The following is a 19,013-nucleotide window of genomic DNA, read 5'->3' on the forward strand; positions in this document are numbered from 1 at the left end:
TTATTGCCCAGTTTGACAAAGTGTTTCTCTAAACAGAATTTGCTCCCAAGATTTTATCTTTTTAAAAAGTTTTTTCCGCACAAATTAGCAGCAAGTAGTATTTCTACTTCTGCCTGTTCCATAGGTGGTAAGAAAAAATACCCTTGCCCATAATCACATTGTAAAGCCTTCAATTGTGCTAATTGGTCTACAGTTTCTATGCCTTCTGCTGTTACAGACATATTTAAATTATGAGCTAATGTCACAATCGCTCGAATAATTTCTAAATTTTCTCCTCGACTACCTATACTGGTGACAAAAGAGCGGTCAATCTTAATGGTTTTGATTGGTAGGCGATGTAGATAACTCAAGGATGAATAGCCAGTTCCAAAATCATCCATGTGCATTTCAACATTCAGCGCTGTTAACTGGGAAAGCACAGTGGTAGCTAATTCAAAATTATCCATCAACAAGCTTTCAGTAATCTCCAATTTCAAACAGCATGGCTCCAGTCCAGTTTGCTGCAAAATATGTTTAACCTGTTTAAACACATCAGGTTGCGTAATTTGTTTACCAGAAAAATTTACGCTAATCGTCAGAGGTTGTGAGGTTGGAAATTGTTTATGCCATTTGTGCATTTGGTGACAGGCTTCATAAAGCACCCATTGACCAATACTAATAATCATTCCAGTTTCCTCAGCCAAAGGAATAAAATCTTGAGGGGAAATAAGTCCTCTTTCTGGATGATACCAACGTATCAATGCCTCGAATCCAATAATTTTGCCAGTTGTTAGTGAAACAATTGGCTGGTAATCAAGGCGAAATTCTTCTTGTTTGAGCAGCGCATTTCGCAGAGCAGTTTCTAACTCTAAGAGCAAAGCTGCACCCTTGTGCATCTTTGGATCAAAAACCTCATAACGTGCCTTACCAAGTGATTTGGCACAATACATTGCCACATCAGCATCGCGTAAAATCTGCGCTGCTTGTTCATAATCCGCTCTACTTAAAGCAATGCCAATACTAACATTAGTAAACACCCGATGCTCATTTAATTGAAATGGTAAAGCTAGCACCTTTTTAATTCGCTCGGCTACTTGTATTGCGGTGTTGATATCTTCAATTTCCTCAATTAAAATTGTGAATTCATCTCCGCCAAAACGAGCTACTATATCTCTGCCTCGCAGAACTGACTTGAGCCGATGAGAAATTGAAATCAAAAGTTGATTTCCTAGTAAATGTCCAAGGCTGTCATTAACAACTTTAAAGCGATCTAGGTCTAAGAAGAGTACGGCAAATAAATAATTATTTTGCTGTTTAGACTGTTCTATTGCCTGCTGCACCCGCTCCATAAATAATTGTTGATTAGGTAATCCAGTTAGCCCATCATGAAGACTATTGTGCAGTAATTGTTCTTGTGCTTCTTGACGTTTAACAATGTCTTGTTGAAGTTGTTGATTAACTCTAATTAGTTCAATAGTGCGTTCTAACACCAACTGCTCAAGTTGATAACGATACTGGACTAATTCTTCTTCTGCTATCTTCCGCTTGGTGATGTCACGAACAATAACAATATATTCTCGTAGCAGAGAATTAAATGGCTGGGAAATCGTCGATTCAACAATTCGCAAACCTTGGTTAATTTTCAAGCTTTGCTCACTTCTAGTAGACCATTGCTCCGGTTTGCCACGATAGCATATTAGAAGTTGATTCAAGTTTTGCCCAAGCAACTCTTGAATACTTGTTTGAAATAATTCTTCAGCAGCGGCATTTGTTTGAGAAATTTTCCCATCTTCATCTAATACTAAAACAGTATCTGGAACAGTATCTAGAGTAGTGATAAATAGGTTTCTTGCTTGTTTGCGTGCTTCATCAATAGCAATAATTTGTGGTAAAGTTGTCCAGCAAGCGATCGCAACCCCTGTAAAAGAAAGTGTCACTAATAAAATCGCTAGGAAAGAATTTTGAGGATTATTAGACAGTCTATCTAAAAAATCGCGAATAACCCAACTGATTGTGGCAGTAATACAAATCAATGATACTAAAACAATCACTTGTAATACTACAAAATCTGGATTATTTCTACTAGACTTAGTATCGTAACGCTGTGTCCACCAATTTGGGTTTAATGGCGCAAATCTTAAGCGACGTAGCACTAAATCTCCGCTCATCAAAATAATGGGTAATAATAATCCCGCTAAGAAATCTCTCCAGTTCCAAGCTAAACCTCCCACTATTAGAACTACCGCCTCTACCAAGAAAAAACTAAGTGACCACCAAGGCCATAACACGTATGTTTTGCCACGACACATCCATAATCCCAGATGTAGACCCATAATAGACATGAGATAACAGGTGCCTGCTACTGTGACAAGTTGAGGTACATTTCCCAAATTTAGACAAAGCAAACTGAGGATAAAGGTAACTAAAATAGCAGGCCCAAGGACACCTTGACGGGAAACTAATGTAAATATAGGAGCAAGCTGTCTGTCTAAGGCAAGCTGGTATAATATGCGAGGAGAGTTAGAAACTGCTGTAGCAGAACTTAGAAGGCAAGATATAGTAATCAGAAGTGTTGCTAGAAAGGGGGCAAATTCACCCCAAAAAGGCTTAGAAGCTGCTACTAAATTTAAGAACGCATCGTCACCTATTGTGGGATTGGGAGCCGAACACATTAATACCCAAGAACCACCTAGAAACACCGGAGGAATTAACCAAGCAGCTACGGTTAAAAACTTTAAAGTTTTATATGGATGGCGACTATCAGCAACAAAAGAAGAGGTGGTTTCACAAGCATAAATTGAATAGCTAGCTAGAAAAAACCACTTTGCCCATTCTTGAAAGCTCAGACTATGTGTGCTAGTTGGGAGAAAATTAAAATTAGCAGATGAGAAAGCTAACCATATTACGCCTTGAACACAAAACAATAACAGTAATAAAATCGCTGGGAATACAAAAAATAAATGTAGAAGCGCTAAAGCACGAGTACCACTGAACGCTAAAATAAATGGAATCGCTGTAAATAAGACTTTTAAGAAAGTTTCTGGACAAGCAATACCTAATGTTTCAAAATTGACTTTAATTAGGTTGGTGAGAATAATTGCATACAGTGCAGGTGCTGCTGCCCAGCTAAAAAAGTATCCTAATGCGACGTAACGGCCTAAGCCAGGGAAGTTCTTTAATAGCCTTGTGGTATAGTTTGGTGTTCCTCCAGCAACATCCGACCAATGCCTACCTAGACTTTGTACCTGCAAGTTAAGCAAAAAAGAAATAATCGTGCCAAAAAACCAAACTAAGATAGCTTTCGGCCCTAACGCTGCATGAATGATTGGGGCAGTACCAATCCATCCAACATGACCAGTTAATCCAAAGCCCCAGGTTTCGAGATAACTTAGAGTCCGTGGTAGGCGCATTAGCAAGTGCTGATTGTTCTCCGCCCGTGCAGAATCGTTACTAACCATTGTTTCTTAGTGAGATTTACTGACCTTTTCACTCAATAGCTGAATCTCACCGATTATAGCTTCCGTATAACTGCTGAACTTTAGAAAAGGATAACTCATTTGTCACTGAATTGGGAATTTTAGATTTTAGATTTTAGATTTACTCCATACCTAAAGTATTTTTCTTCAAGAAAGAATTTTAACTTTAGGATTTGAGATTTGTTCCATGTAGCTTGTTTCTCGCAGAGTAAATAGAAATTCTCTTTTTTCAGACCTTTGTGAAAATCGAAAGGTTCAGATTTCCGACTTAATTTAATAGACATCTCCAGAAATTAATTATTTATTGCCTGAAACCATTGTAAAGACGTAGCACTGCTACGTCTTTACATTCATATCTCTAATTTCATAAATCAGAAATCATGTTGTTCATCAATGATTAACTGGAGCTATAGCTTTTGCAACAACTCCTGAGTTAATTGCAAGAAAGCTTTTGAACCTGCTGATTGAGGAGCATTTAAAACAGCTGGCATAAAACTATCAACAGCTTTAGCAACATTGACATCAACCGGTATTTGTACCTTACAAATTTTATCGACACCAAAATCTTCGACAACGCGGTGCATTACTTGTTTATAGTATCTACCAGTGAGCAGGTTAGCGCTGGACATACTAAATACAATTCCCAGCATTTTTATATCTATCTTAGTTTCATGTCCGTGACTGTCTTTTAATTGGGCAATCCGTCTTTCTAGCAATTGAATACCCACTACAGATAATGGTTCGGGTTTAGCAGGAAGTATGTAGAAATCGCTGGCGGCTAAAGCACTACGAGTCAAGAGATTATAGCCAGGGGCGCAATCGAGAAGGATAAAATCATATTCTTGACGTACTGGTTTTAAGATGTTATTAATTAAGACCCTTTCAAAGCGATTCCAAATAGTTTCAAAGTCCTGTTCGCCTAAAGCCGTTGCTTGCTGATGCAGCATTTCTGAAACAACAAATTCATCATATAAATCGATATCTCCTGGTAATAAATCTAGTCCAGGAAGATTACAAACCTGGGATTGAACAATATCCTGAATTGTGAATTTTGCTTGTGGATCTGGATTGATAACTTCGTCTATCAGATACCTAAATGTCTTACTTTGTTTACGAAGCTTGGCAAAATCTAAAGGCGACATCAAACTGAGTGTGGCGCTAATTTGGCTGTCTAAATCAAGAACCAGCACCCGCTTGCCATGATTTTTAGCTAAACAGGTAGCTAAGTTGACCGTGAGGGTGGTTTTACCTACACCACCTTTCATATTGGCAGTAGCAATTACATATCCCATTGATTGAGTCCTCTATTGACGCATTCCCATCTACTAGTCTGTCAAGAAATAATTGAGGGTGTGGATTGTTGGTAGTTAGCGCTAAAGCACAAACTACCAACCGATCAAATCAAACTTGACAGACTACTAGGTAGCGTACACCCCTGCTGATATCTTAAATCTTCCATTAAATTTAATATTTTTGGAAATTCAAAATATTGATTTCAGCGATGTTTACTCGATTGAGGCAGCAAAATGTAGTTGGGTTTTTACCTGGAATTGTTCTACCAGAATCCTTTGCTCCATAATGACAATGTTTGGCTTAATGCCGTAACAGCGATCGCTCTTATCAAAGCAATTATAGAGGTATTGACAAATACAGTAGCCCTAAATCAATTGTGAGAAAATAATAGTGTTGTGAATATCACTAAGTATTGGGTGCAAAATGTGGATGCATTTGCTAATTGAATTGAACGAAGCGGATTGATAATTTCGTGAAATCAAAGGCGCATTTACACACAAACTTATAAGGTAATTAAAATGACTTACGATTCAGAAGATGTAGAACAAATCCTGCAAAAAGCACTCAGTCGTAAAGACAAAGGTGAATTTTCACGAGAACAGCTTTTAGAAATGGCATCTGAGTTAGGTATTTCTTCTAACATTTTGGAAGCAACTGAACAAAAGTGGTTGGCTCAACAAGAAGAGGAACGTTTACGACACAGATTTAATACTTTCCGACGCAGAGCCTTTTGGACACACTTTGTTTCTTTCCTAGCAGTGAATTTATTCCTCATTCTCTTAAATTTAATCACTAGTCCTAGTTATTTTTGGGCTATTTTCCCAGTATTAGGATGGGGGTTAGGATTATTTTTTCATTGGTGGAGTGTTTATCAGAGTAAATCAGAGGATTACGAAATCGCTTTTCAAAAATGGCGTACACAAATTTAACTTCTTCTTTAACGATCGATCTTAGATATTCAGCGATCGCTGTTGTCTAAATTTGTGCCTCCTTCTAGATAAAATCTTCCCATAAACTACTCACATTCACCGCCAGGGGTGAGTGTGAGCTTTGTAATTTATAGGGAATTGCCTATAACATCGTAAATTAGGTAAATTTGGGCAACCTTAAACTTGAGGAGTTGTATAATCACGACCTTCGATCCTTATCCTTGTGCTTGCCAATTTGCCAAAATAGAGCTGTAGGCTAGAATAACTACGCTTTAAGAAGCTTGATTGCCTAAACTCAGGAGCAAGGGTCGGCTGGTTAATAAGATAAAAGGAAGAGAGTATGGACAACAACAACTGGTTGCAACAGCTAATGATGGTAGGCCTTGGTACAACGTCTATAGTCGCAGAAAAACTGCGGCAAGTCAGCGATGATTTAGTCAAAGACGGTAAGCTCAATCCTGAGCAAGCCAAGGCGGTAATAGATGATATTGCCCAACAGTTAAAGTCGGAACAGGGAAACTTCGATGTGCAAATGCAACGGCAAATGCGAAATATGATGCAGGATTTGGGGGTGGCTCGCCAGTCAGAAGTGGACGAGTTGAGGGGTAGAATTGACCGTTTAGAGCGGCAATTGCGCGATTTAGAAAATAAGCTTTGGCGTTAGAATGTCCTTTCTGATTTAAACTAAATGTGTCTTGTTGGTAATCTTTTTGCCAGGATACCTAAGTAAGGAGAACTGATTTTGAAACCAATTTTCCTCAGCGTGGCCTTCATGCTGGTGTGTGTTGTGCTTTTGGTTGTGGGGCAAGTAAGCAGTAAACAGAATACTGCCATTGCTGCCGAGTTAATCCAAACGCCGCCAGCTTCCACAACTGTAACTGAAAACAATATCTTAATTGCGAGTAATACTATGTCTGATGCTAATGCCGTAACCACTCCCTCTGGATTAAAGTATGTGGAGTTAAAAGAGGGGACTGGAGCGACTCCTAAACCTGGACAAACGGTTGAAGTTCACTATGTCGGCACTCTAGAAGATGGTACTCAGTTTGATAGTTCACGCGATCGCGGCCAGCCCTTCAGCTTTAAAATCGGTGCTGGACAGGTAATCAAAGGTTGGGATGAAGGACTTAGCACCATGAAAGTAGGTGGCCTTCGTAAGTTAATCATCCCATCTGAATTAGGCTATGGCGCTCGTGGTGCTGGTGGCGTGATTCCACCCAATGCAACTCTAATTTTTGAAGTGGAATTGCTGGGAGTAAAATAGCGACTAGGGACTGGGGATTGGGTACTGCGGACAAGGGAGAATTATTAAAATAAGTTTCTATTCTCTCTGTTCTGAATGCCCAATGCCCTATCAGATAAATTAGGTATTTAAGAAGATAGATGGGGCAGAAGTATAGCTAGAAAATATGAGAAAAAGTATCTGTAACTTTGATCGGATTGCCGCGACTATACCAACAATCTAAAAGTCAAACTGATACGTCCTAATGTTTCTGGTTGCTTAATAATTCCATGCTTCCAGTATTGCTGTGTCTTCTGAGGCATAAAAAGTAGAGAACCACTTTTGAGTAAGTAACTATGTTCAATGCTTTTGTCTTGTTTATTCTGAAATGTAATTATTCTTTCAGCCCCTAACGAAATAATAGAGATACCAGTATCGTCCATTAGTTCATCAATTGAGTCGGAGTGAAATCCCATTGTTGAGTTACCATTTGTATAGTAATTTACTAAACAATTGTTTGGTCGAAACCCAAAGTTTTTTTCAAGCCTATCAATAATAGGAAGTAACTCATTCAGCATCGGGCATGAGTCGTAAGAAATGTTTGAGTAGTTATATGGTGAACCAAAGCTAGCTGTTTTTCGTGCCCGTATACGCTCATCCCAGTTAATTATGGATATAAGACTATCAAATAGAGAATGACTATTTGGCAAAAATACATCATTAATGAGTAAATCAGGCTCATTCATTGCTCAAATAATTACTTAGTCTGACTAAATTTTTAAATTTTGAAACTTTGTAAATTGTGGATTAAACAAAAGTTTTGCAGTACCCGTAGGCCCGTTGCGATGTTTAGCTATAATTACTTCTGCAATGCCGCGATCGGGAGTATCGGGAGAGTAATATTCATCGCGGTACAACATGATTACTAAATCCGCGTCCTGTTCAATCGAACCTGATTCTCTTAAATCTGACAACATTGGGCGTTTGTTAGTACGCGCTTCTACCCCGCGGCTCAACTGAGATAAAGCAATTACTGGAACAGATAATTCCCGCGCTAAACCTTTGAGTTGACGCGTAATTTTTGACAATTCTTGTACGCGATTATCACCTGCTCCTTCCATCAATTGCAAGTAATCTATTACAATTAATCCTAATTCAGTTCCTATTTCAGCTTGCAGTCTTCTTGACTGACTACGCATTTGTGTAACTGTAATATTCGGCGTATCATCAATATAAATTGGCATCTCGGAGAGGATACCAATAGCGCGGCTTAAAGGTTCCCACTGCGTTTGACTCAGGCGACCAGTTCGCAAATAACTACTTTCAATTTGCGCTTCACTAGCTAATAAACGTTGCGTCAGTTGCTCTTTTGACATTTCTAAGCTGAAAAAAGCAACTGGTAATTTATAAGAAGCGGCGATATTATGAGCAAGGTTTAAGCAAAAGGCTGTATTGTGTACACAAATATCATTAGCAACAAAATTGTGTGTTTCTGGAATTGTTAAGTCATAAACTTGTTTGTTACCCACCGACTCAATTGCAACTATTTCATCCCAATAAATATCACTAGTTGCTAACTGTTGAAGTGGTAAATTATCTAAAGCTGTAGCTAGTATCCAAAGTCTTTCCCGCTTGAAAGCACGTTTACCAACATGCATATTTGTTGGCCCTTGAATACCAGCCCGTCTAGCTAAACTACTCCAAGTTTCATTGCCTTTTGCTACTGCTATTTGTTCCCAAATCTCTACAGGTATCAAGTCACGATTAGTTTGATATCTTTTTTGAGATATTGCATCTGCAACTTTTGCTATTGCTTCTTCTTTACTAAAGATACCTATTTCTGCGATAAAAGTTTTGATAGATAAGGCATCAGTAATATCTAATTGCCACGCTGGTCTGCGGGTATTTTTATACTTAACAGACCTTTTTTTGAGTGATGCAATAATGCCAAATCTTAATAAAAGATGTTGAATTTGTCTTGCTAGTTTCTCGCTGACTGTTGCATAGCCTAACTGTGATTGACCGCTAGTAAGTAGTGCAGCCCATCCATCAGTAGCAAAGAGACGATTGAGGAATAAGGCTATTTGCGATCGCTCTAATTTAAAAACGATGTTTGGGATAGTTTTAGAATGAGCATCTTTGCCCCACAAACCTAATTCTTCTAACCAAAGTGTTAGCGAATTCTTCCGAGATTTGCTCATACAAGCAAATCCATGAGATACAAACTCTTCTAAATCTAATTGTAAAATTTCGCACAATAGCTCAAAAGTTTCTAAAGTTGGTACACACTCTCCTTGCTTCCAAGCGCAAAGTAAAGTAGGGCTGACTCCAACCAATTGGCTTATTTCTTTTCCTGTCAATGACTGCGATTGAATCGCTAGTTTAAAACTTTTAGCAAAAATCTGTCTTTGAATTGCAATAAATTCCAAGTCTCCACGTACACAAAGTGATGGTGTGCGTGTTCCTTGAGAATCTTGCCAGCGAATTTTTAAACCAACAAAATCAGCAACTGCTTGAGAAAATTCTGCTTGCAATAACGGATTACTATTTGTAAATCGTGGAGTGCAGTTTGTTAAACCACCATCGCCAATTAAGTATGCTAATAACTTTACTTCGCACTCACGGATAGTTTTTGTACCAAATACATTTATTTTTCGCGGAACAGCAATCTTATCGCCAACTGTCAGATTTTCTAATTTTTCCCAGCCTTTAATAGTCAAATATGGGTGAGTGATTGTAGTTTCAATAGACCTACCTAAGCGAGTTGTTACTCGAAAAACTGGTTTGATACCATCATCTACAAATGCACAGGGTTGAGTAAAGGTAAATTTCCAGTCGTTGTTTAGCGTCAATAATGAGCCACTTGTGTTGAGCGGAGTCGAAACATGACGTTGTTTATATAATTCTTCAATTGTGGTAATTGTTCCATCTGCCAAAACTATTTCTGAATCATGGCTGAGGCATTTTCCCATTGATGGCCTGCCAGCAACAATAATCAAATCAGAACGCTGAAAGCCGCTGGTCATGGCATCTAAATCGTAAAATCCGCAGGGAATCCCAGGTAAGGCGATGCCTTGGTTTCTATCTTCAATATCCTGGAAATTATTAATTAGAGTATCAGAAATGTGAACTAAACCCGATTGGGGACGCTCTTGAGTAACACCGAAAACTTTCTGTTCTGCCCGATCTAAAACTTGTGGTAACTCGGTTTCTGTTTCGTAACCAAGATGTACAATTTCATTACCAGCTTTAATTAACTGTCGCCGCAGGTATTTTTCCATGACTAACCCTGCTAAGGCGTCGATGTTAACTGCTGACACTGTACGGTCTACCAGAGTTGCTAATTTATTTCTACCACCAATTCGGGCAAGCAAATCATGATCGGTCAGCCAACTTGTAACTGAGAGTAAGTCTGTGGGTTTACCTTGGGCGTGGAGCCTTACAGCTGCTTGATAAATATCTTTGTGAGCGCTAATGTAAAAAGCTTCGGGAAGGAGGCGATCGCTAACTCGACTAATCGCTTCTGGATCTAGCAAGATACCCCCCAAAATCGCTTCTTCCGCCTCAATATTTTGTGGTGGGAGGCGTAGCTTACCGCCATAGGCATCGCTATCATCGCCTTGAAAACTCAATTCTTCAGCCATAAACGATTTTAGTTTTGAAGATTTTGCTAGAGACGCGATTAATCGCTCGCGTCTGTGTAGGATTAGAGACGCGATTAATCGCGTCTGTACAAGAGTTAGGAGTTATTCACTTTTACTTACCTTGCTCCCTCATCCTCATCCCCTACATCTTTACGTCCCTTTGTCCCTCTGCTGAGTTAGCTAGCGACTACTTGAATATCGACTTGCGCCGCTACTTCCGAATGCAGCTTAATTTCGGCTTGATAAGTACCAAGGTGGTTAATATCGGGAATGGTAATTCCACGCCGATCGATTTCCTGACCGGTGGCTGCCTTAATTGCATCTACAACATCTTGGGTGGTGATAGTACCGAAAATTGCTTCGTTTTCACCAACTGGCTTGGCAATTGTCAAGCTGCCAACTTTTTCTAAAGATTCTTTTTGCTCAAGAGCTTGTTGTCTGAGTTCTAATTGCCGTTGACGCTCTTGTTCGCGACGGCGTTCTACTTGCTTGAGAATACCAGGAGTGGCATTGGTTGCCAATTTCTGGGGAATCAGATAGTTACGAGCGTAGCCAGGAGCTACTTCCACTAAATCGCCAGATTTTCCTAGCTTGCTGATATCCTGATTTAAAACTAACTGCACGCGTTTCGCCATCGTTTTTCGTTTTTCCTGTAAAATCTGATTAATTTGGGTGGGTTTGAGCAGCATAGCTCACTAAAACAGTGCTGTTAGCTGTAGCAGGGCGTTGAGCCAGTGCTGAGTAAACAGTCCTTAATAACGAGTGTTTTTTCAGAACTTAGAACTCCTGAAATGAGTATATTGTCTCAAGTAGCTTTGCCCATACCCTAAAGCTTACAGATCCTAGCGAAAGGAAGGGTGCGATCGCAACTATTAGCGCTAGAAAGTTGGAGGAGCAGGGGAGCAGGGGAGCAGGGGAGCAGCACTTCTCTACGAGACGCTACGCGTAGCTTGCTTCCACGAAGTGGTACGGCTACGCTCAGTGACCAAGGGAGCAGGGGAGAATAATCAATGCCCAATGCCCAATATCTAAAAGTTATTTTTCATTTCCCGTATCCGCGCAAAGGTTTGTACTCCATCGCTACCTTTAACGGTTGATTGTAATGATGGCTGATCCCAACGTAAAAAGGGATTGGTTCGCTTCTCCATTCCCAGCAATGAGGGTATGGTAGCTTCTCCTCGACTACGATAAGTTTTCACTTCATTGAAGCGTTTTTGTAAGTCGGCATTGTCGCCATCCACAGTAAGAGCAAATTGCAGATTTCCTAAAGTGTATTCGTGGGCACACCAGATACGCGTATCATCTGGTAGAGAGCGTAGTTTGGTTAAAGAATCTACCATTTGGGTTGGTGTTCCTTCAAATAAGCGACCGCAACCGCCAGAAAATAAGGTATCGCCGCAAAATAAATCGCCTGTCTCACCAGCTTTTTCGGGGGGAAAGTAGTAAGCGATGTGAGCGCGGGTATGTCCGGGAACAAAAATAACTTCAGCTATGCGATCTGCAAACTGGACGCGATCGCCTTGTTCCAAAAATACCTGCTGTCCCGGAATTCGTCCGCGATCTTCGACGCCACCGTAGACTGTTAGTTGCGGGAAGTGTTCTATTAATTGCTGATTGCCACCTACATGGTCATTGTGGTGGTGTGTGTTGAAAATTGCCACCAACTCAACTTTTAACTGTGCAAGTTGCTTTAGTACTGGTTCAGCCTCTGCTGGATCGACAACCGCAGCAATTTGTTTCTGGCGATCCACCAGCAAAAATATGTAGTTATCTGAGAGTGCCTCAAGCCTGATTACTTGCATTAATATCTCCCTTTCAAGTAAGTACTTTGGAATTTATCAGCAATCTTAAATATCTCAGTGAGAAAAGGTTGAGAAAGTCCATAAATACTATGATAGTACACAACCGTAATAATACTTAAAAATATGACAAGTAACTATAAATTATGATTTGAGTATATCAGTAAAATTTCTCTGGGAGGAAGTGTAAAAGCTAAGTTAGATTTATTCTGTTCTTTTTGTCCTAAATTGTCTTTTTTACTCAAAAACACCAAATCAGTCATTGAAAATTTTTACTTGTACATACTAACTATTAATACGGATAATACGGAATCTTATAGATTCACTTTGGGTTATTTATAAAAGATAGATGTTAATAACAACTAGATAGAGCAATCGATCGTGGTACAAAAAGATGAGCTTTCCAATTTTTTCTTTGCAGGTTCATAAATGAAGCTAATCCATACAACTAGCTGGTATTTTCCTGATACATCAGCCGGTGCTGAAGTATACTTAGATTCACTACTGCATGGCTTACAAGTACATGGACTAGAAAGTATTGTTGCTGCTCCTAAACAAGGTACAGAAGAAGATGCCTACGAATACAATGGCATCTCAGTTTATCGTTATCCTGTTTTCCCTAACCCCAGCAAGATAGAGGTACACAAGCAGCTACCCCACGGCGGCTTTGAAACTTTTACTAATTGGTTAGAAAACAATCGAGCCGATGTATACCATCAACACTCATGGCGATTTGACTGCGGTTTACATCATCTGGCTCTCGCCCGCCAATTAGGGATGGCTACTGTAGTCACCGTCCACATACCTGAGCCTATATGTCTGCGTGGTACGATGATGCGCTGGGGTGAAGAACCTTGCAATGGGCTGATTGACTCTGTTAATTGTAGTCAATGTTTGGGAGTAGCAAAGCAAGTATCGCCTTGGATGCTCAAGGCTTTAGGTCAAGTTCCCTTGGATGTTGGCATCGCAGCAGAAACAAAATTACTTACCTCTAAAAGTTTCAAGCTGCGTCTACTTGGTAAAACTCTTGGTATTCCTACCCTAGTGTCTCAACATAGACGCAATTTGATGCAACTAGCAAAACTAGCCGATCGCATTGTTGTAACGAGTAATTGGCAATACAATGCTTTTGTTGCAAACAATGTTCCTCCCGAAAAACTTACTGTTTCTCGACAAGGTGTTGCTAACACTTTCAAACGTGAAGTAATACCAAATAAACTACAAAACTCTACATTAAAAATCGGCTTTTTGGGCCGCTGGCAAGAAACTAAAGGGGTACAAGTTTTAGTAGAAGCCGTACATAGTCTACCGAATGATGTACCTGTAGAGTTAATTCTCCATGCTACTCATCCGGGAAAATACGGGGCTGCCAATCGTGAAAAAGTTATGGCGATCGCGAGCAGCGATCGCCGGATTCGGATTGCTGAACCACTTTCACGCGAAGCAGTACCAGAGGCATTAGCAGGTTTCGATATACTAGCAATACCGTCGCAGTGGTTAGAAACTGGCCCCATAGTTGCTTTAGAAGCACAAGCTATGGGCATTCCCGTACTAGGTTCAAATTTAGGAGGAATTGCTGAGTTAGTCCGTCACGGCATTGATGGTTGGTTGGTTCCAGCCAAAGATGTCCAAGCATGGGCTGAAGCGATCGCAACTTTAGCCAAAGACGCCGATTTACTAGCTAAATTACGTCAAGGTATCCAGCCAGTACGTACAATGGATACTGTTGCCTCAGAGATGTTGGCACTTTACCATGAAATCTTAAAAATTCCTCAGAAAAATTTTGTATCTTGATGGATTGACACCTAATTTATTTAGTTGCTCCAACTCCGACAAAACAAATTAAATTAATATTTGCAGATTTAGCAACATCTGACAAACCCTGAGAAAATTAAATAAAAATAAGTATAAAAATAGTGAGAAAATTTTCTAAAATCTCCTTGTTGGTTTCAGATTTATCAAGTGCAGCGATTCTGCGTGCATACTTGATAGCAAAAGCTCTCAATCAGTTAGGATATGAAGTTGAAATTATGGGGTTTTTATTTGGAAAGAACTTCTATTTAAATTTACCATCCGAATTCAACGTTTATAACTTACCAGGCAAAGACTTTCCAGAGTTTTTTGGAGAAATTCAAAAATTTTTACCAAAAATCAATGGCGATATAATTTATGCTATCAAACCCCAAATAGCAAGTTTTGGAGTTGGACTATTAAGGAAAATATTCACTAGAAAGCCATTAATTTTAGACATAGATGATTGGGAACTCAGCTGGCATGGCGGTGATAACTGGCATTATCATCCTACACCCAAAGAATTAGCTAGGGACTTATTGAAACCACAGGGCGCACTCAAAAATCCTCATCATACTTTATATGTGAAATGGATGGAAGGTTTGGTAAGTCACGCTGATGCTGTGACAGTGCATACTAAATTCTTGCAGCAGCGTTTTGGTGGTACATTTGTTCCGAATGGCAAAGATGTTTCCTTATTCGATCCCGCTCAATACGATCCTGAATCCAGTAGAGATCGTTATGGTTTATCTGAATATCGGATTTTAATGTTTCCCGGTGCGCCAAGACCTTATAAAGGTTTAGAAGATGTTCTCATGGCGCTCGATAAACTTAATCAACCAGACTTGAGACTAGTAATTGTAGGTGGTAGTCCTTATGATGATTATGATAAACAACTTCAACAAAAGTGGGGACGTTGGATTATCAAATTACCTAAGTATCCAGCCGACGTTATGCCTGATTTGGTAGCAGCTGCTCATATTGTAGTTGTTCCCCAGCGAGATACTCCAGAAACTCGCGCTCAATTTCCCTTGAAGTTGACAGATGGGATGGCAATGGCTAAACCTGTATTATCAACACGTGTTGGAGATATTCCCCAACTTTTAGGTGATACTGGTTATTTAGTCGAGCCTGGTTGTCCTGAGCAAATTGCTGAACAAATTCAATTGATTTTTCAGAATTTAGAGTCAGCAAGCCAGAAAGGTATCAAGGCAAGAGAAAGATGTGTCGAACACTATAGCATAGAGGCTATGGCTTCTACGCTCAAGTCAGTAATTGCTCAATTGTGAATATTATTAATAATTAAGTTAAATTGGCATAAAAATACCCAATGTCTACCAGAAAACTAATACTAAGATTCGCCAAACCCTATCCAGGTTTAATTTTCCTAACAATGCTGTTGGGATTTTCTGGAGCTTTATTTAATGGTGTCGGTGTGACTTTGATTGTGCCAGTAATTTTGAGAATTGTTGGACAACCAGTAGATTTAACTGGTTTTCCTCCGATTCTGAAAGCTGTGATGTTCCCATTTGATAATCTTCCCGAAAATTATCGAAATTTGGGAATGGCTGGAACAATTATATTTATAATTTTATTAAAAAACTTATCTAGTTATTTTAGTATTTTAACATCGAGTATTTTCACTCGGAGATTAAATGCGGATATTCGCGAAGCTAGCTTAGAGTTATTGCTAGATATTGATATAGACTATTATTCAAAAACGAAAGTAGGCGATATTATTAATCGCCTTGGTTCGGAAACTGCCCGTACTTCTAGCGCTATCGGTAGTATTATCAATTTAATTATTTTAATAATTACAATTTTAGTTTTTGTTGGGTTATTATTAGCAATTTCTTGGCAGCTAACAATCGCAGCAACAATTTTATTGGGTTTTATAACATTAATCAATCAATACACAATTAGTAGAGCGAAGAAATTTGGTCAACAACTATCAGAAATGTCTACATCTTATTCCATCAGTGTTTTAGAAACATTGAATGGAATTCGTTTGGTAAAGTCAACCGCTAATGAAGACAGAGAATATCAAAAGATTACCAAATTAATCCGCGATCGCGAAAAAGCAGATTTTCAATCTCAGGTAAACTCACAAGCGATCGGGCCGATAAGTGAGGTCATGGGAGTAGTAGCCTTACTTCTAATTGTATTCTTGAGTAAAACTTTTTTTGCCAACCAGGTTTCTTTCATTTCAACAGTACTACTGACATATTTATTAGTATTACTGCGACTGCTGCCTTTGGTCTCTCAGTTAAATAGTCTTCGTAGTAGCTTTGCCAATAGTGCTACTAGCGTAGAAATAGTGAGTGATTTTTTAAGTCGCGATCGCAAGCCGTTTATGAAAAACGGTAATATTATATACACAGAATTAAAAGAAGGAATACGTTTCAATTCACTTACCTTTGCCTACCCTAGTCATGAAAAGTTAGTCCTGAAAGATGTAAGTTTATTTTTACCTCGTGCTACAACTCTCGCTTTGGTAGGTGGTTCTGGTGCAGGTAAATCCACCTTAGCTGACCTCTTACCCAGATTTTACGATCCGACATCTGGCAGTATCTCTATCGATGGCACAGACCTGCGTGATTTTGATATCAAATCTCTCAGAACACACATGGGGATTGTCAGTCAAGATACATTTCTCTTTAATGACTCGGTGCGAAATAACATTGCTTATGGAAGACCTGAAGCTACAGAAGATGAAATTATCTCAGCAGCCAAACGAGCAAATGCTTATGAATTTATTGATAAATTACCTCAAGGATTAGACAGCCAAATTGGCGATCGCGGCGTCATGTTGTCTGGTGGACAAAGGCAAAGATTAGCGATCGCTCGCGCCCTCCTGCAAAATCCAGAAATTTTGATTTTAGATGAAGCCACCAGCGCTTTAGATACCGTTTCCGAACGCTTAGTACAAGCTGCACTCGACGATCTCAGTCGCGATCGTACAACCCTGGTAATTGCTCACCGCCTTTCCACAGTCCAAAAAGCCGATCAAATTGCCGTTTTAGATCAAGGACAGGTGGTAGAAGTGGGAACCCATGAAACACTTTTACAAAAAGGTGGTTACTACTCACGCCTCTACTCAATGCAATTTGCCGATCAGACTGAAGTTTCCACCAAAACTAATCCTAGCTTTAACCGCATTTCTCACGAACTGCGTACAAGGCTTAACTCAATGATTGGTTTCCTGGGACTATTAGTTGACGATTTAGTAGACAATTCTCAAGAACGCCAGGAATTAATTGACCAATCATACAACTCAGCTTTAAGAGTTCTCAATGCCATCGATCTCTTCAGCGATGTAGTTAACCTGAAAATTAACTGGCAGTTATCGTCAGATATAGACCAAAATCAAGATGAACATAACCAGTATCAAAACTTTAGTCATATCTCAGATGAGTTTCGCACGCGTCTCTATCCTCTGATTAGCTCTCTGCACTTGCTAGTCGATAAATTAGAATCCGAACCCCAAAAACAAAATCTATTAATTGCAGAATCTTATCAATCTGCTATTTACCTATTAGATATATTAAAACTTTTTGAAAATAAAATTTAATTTTAGTTAATGTCAGGAACAAAAATACTTATACCACAATCTTTAAAAACCTATCATCCCCAAAAAAAATGATAAATTCTTCAAAGAAAAATCAATATATTTTTTACACCGGAGAGCTATCATTCAAGCCTGACACAGCACACGAAATTCATGATGTTCTTTGTGCTAACGCCGCAGCTAACTTAGGCTACTCATCAGTTTTAATTTATCAAGATAAAAAAAATTCTTCTGTTAATTTCCTATCGTTAATTTATCCTTATCAACCCAAAAAACCTGGAAGAGAATTTATCGAATTTTACGATGTGCAAGAAAAGCTCAAAGTTGCAGCATTGCCAATGCCTTGGCCTATCGATCGAATCGGTGGTAAATTTACTAACTCCAGTACAGTAGTAACCAAATATTATTTACCAGTTCATATCCTACCTCATACTAAAGTTGTCCATACGCGAGATTGGAACTTTGTGAAAGCCGCAGTCAAAAATAAAGTTCCTACAATCTATGAACGTCACTACTTTCAAGACCGAAAATTTGAGCAGGATATCATCCACAGTCCCTATTTTAAAATAGCGATAACTCAGTCAGAACCCATCCGGCAAAGTCTAATAGAAAATGGAATGCCACCGGAAAAAGTAGTTTGGCTACATAACGGATTCAATCAATCATTTTCAATCAGACAGCCCCAAGAAGCCGAAAGGTGGCGGCAAGAATTACTTATCAATGGACGTAAGCATTTAGCTGTCTATTCAGGCGCTTTGTATCCTTTCAAAGGAGTCGATCTCTTAATTGATTCTGCTAAAAAATTGCCAGAAATTCAGTTTATCATCACAGGAGGAACAGAAGCACAAGTACAAGCATATCAACAAATAGCCAGAGATAAAAATGTCGAAAACGTTAAATTCTTAGGCTGGATACTTCCACGAGAACGATTAGTCAGCTTGTTTCAAGCAGCTGATATTTTGGTTCATCCTCACTGCGCTGGAAAATCAGCAGATTTCACGAATCCAGTTAAGTTTTTTCAGTACATGGCTGCTGGCACTCCTATAGTTGCAACTGAGATTCCACCTTTAATGGAATTCAAAACATCGCCTTTGATTGCCAGTTGGTGTACACCAGATAACCCGCATAAACTTGCCCAATCTATTCAACATACTTTAGAAACTTATCCGAGAAAAATAGAGGGTTATGCAGCTAGTATAGATTTTGCCCAGCAATTTTCTTGGGAGAATAGAATTACCAAAATATTAAGCTACGTAGAAGAAGATCAACGTCCACCAATTTTAGGGTAACGGTACAAAAATAACCGAATAAA

General features: G+C 39.2%; 13 protein-coding genes. 7 read left to right on the forward strand and 6 right to left on the reverse strand.

Annotated elements, in window-relative coordinates:
- Positions 1-53 precede the first annotated feature (53 nt).
- Positions 54-3,437 (reverse strand): EAL domain-containing protein, encoded by a 3,384-nt coding sequence (locus tag ACM0OX_RS08495; RefSeq protein WP_414514489.1) that lies wholly within the window; start codon positions 3,435-3,437, stop codon positions 54-56.
- 425 nt (positions 3,438-3,862) lie between these two features.
- Complete coding sequence (locus ACM0OX_RS08500) at positions 3,863-4,747, reverse strand: ParA family protein (protein WP_322639080.1); 885 nt, start codon at positions 4,745-4,747, stop codon at positions 3,863-3,865.
- 519 nt (positions 4,748-5,266) lie between these two features.
- On the opposite strand from ACM0OX_RS08500, the gene ACM0OX_RS08505 reads away from it, so the two are divergent.
- The 3 genes from ACM0OX_RS08505 (at position 5,267) to ACM0OX_RS08515 (ending at position 6,941) form a co-directional block, all read left to right on the forward strand.
- Entirely contained in the window at positions 5,267-5,677 is a 411-nt protein-coding gene (locus ACM0OX_RS08505) for a 2TM domain-containing protein (RefSeq protein WP_335180095.1), read from the forward strand.
- Positions 5,678-6,017: 340 nt separating this feature from the next.
- A complete protein-coding gene (locus tag ACM0OX_RS08510; protein WP_094352173.1) occupies positions 6,018-6,341 on the forward strand; it encodes a phasin family protein in 324 nt (107 codons plus the stop codon).
- A gap of 78 nt (positions 6,342-6,419) precedes the next feature.
- Positions 6,420-6,941: an FKBP-type peptidyl-prolyl cis-trans isomerase gene (locus ACM0OX_RS08515; RefSeq protein WP_414514490.1), complete on the forward strand. Its 522-nt coding sequence runs from the start codon at positions 6,420-6,422 to the stop codon at positions 6,939-6,941.
- A gap of 185 nt (positions 6,942-7,126) precedes the next feature.
- On the opposite strand, the gene ACM0OX_RS08520 is transcribed toward ACM0OX_RS08515, so the two are convergent.
- The 4 genes from ACM0OX_RS08520 to gloB all read right to left on the reverse strand — a co-directional run bounded on the left by ACM0OX_RS08520 (position 7,127) and on the right by gloB (position 12,345).
- A complete protein-coding gene (locus ACM0OX_RS08520) occupies positions 7,127-7,645 on the reverse strand; it encodes an alpha-ketoglutarate-dependent dioxygenase AlkB (RefSeq protein ID WP_414514491.1) in 519 nt (172 codons plus the stop codon).
- A gap of 24 nt (positions 7,646-7,669) precedes the next feature.
- A complete protein-coding gene (gene dnaB / locus ACM0OX_RS08525; protein WP_414514492.1) occupies positions 7,670-10,543 on the reverse strand; it encodes a replicative DNA helicase in 2,874 nt (957 codons plus the stop codon).
- Between the two features lie 176 nt (positions 10,544-10,719).
- Positions 10,720-11,178 (reverse strand): 50S ribosomal protein L9, encoded by a 459-nt coding sequence (gene rplI / locus ACM0OX_RS08530; protein ID WP_094352304.1) that lies wholly within the window; start codon positions 11,176-11,178, stop codon positions 10,720-10,722.
- A 393-nt stretch (positions 11,179-11,571) separates the two neighbouring features.
- A complete protein-coding gene (gloB, locus tag ACM0OX_RS08535; RefSeq protein ID WP_414514493.1) occupies positions 11,572-12,345 on the reverse strand; it encodes a hydroxyacylglutathione hydrolase in 774 nt (257 codons plus the stop codon).
- 426 nt (positions 12,346-12,771) lie between these two features.
- Between gloB and ACM0OX_RS08540 the strand changes: the two genes are divergently transcribed.
- The 4 genes from ACM0OX_RS08540 to ACM0OX_RS08555 all read left to right on the forward strand — a co-directional run bounded on the left by ACM0OX_RS08540 (position 12,772) and on the right by ACM0OX_RS08555 (position 18,990).
- Positions 12,772-14,136, forward strand: coding sequence for a glycosyltransferase (locus tag ACM0OX_RS08540; RefSeq protein WP_414514494.1), 1,365 nt, complete (start codon positions 12,772-12,774; stop codon positions 14,134-14,136).
- A 122-nt stretch (positions 14,137-14,258) separates the two neighbouring features.
- Positions 14,259-15,422, forward strand: a complete 1,164-nt coding sequence (locus ACM0OX_RS08545; RefSeq protein WP_414514495.1) for a glycosyltransferase family 4 protein — start codon at positions 14,259-14,261, stop codon at positions 15,420-15,422.
- A 41-nt stretch (positions 15,423-15,463) separates the two neighbouring features.
- Positions 15,464-17,704, forward strand: coding sequence for an ATP-binding cassette domain-containing protein (locus ACM0OX_RS08550; protein WP_414514496.1), 2,241 nt, complete (start codon positions 15,464-15,466; stop codon positions 17,702-17,704).
- Between the two features lie 68 nt (positions 17,705-17,772).
- On the forward strand, positions 17,773-18,990 hold the full coding sequence (locus tag ACM0OX_RS08555) for a glycosyltransferase family 4 protein (RefSeq protein WP_414514497.1): 1,218 nt from the start codon (positions 17,773-17,775) through the stop codon (positions 18,988-18,990).
- Positions 18,991-19,013 lie beyond the last annotated feature (23 nt).

This window comes from Nostoc sp. PCC 9305 (genome assembly GCF_963920915.1).
GTDB lineage: Bacteria > Cyanobacteriota > Cyanobacteriia > Cyanobacteriales > Nostocaceae > Nostoc.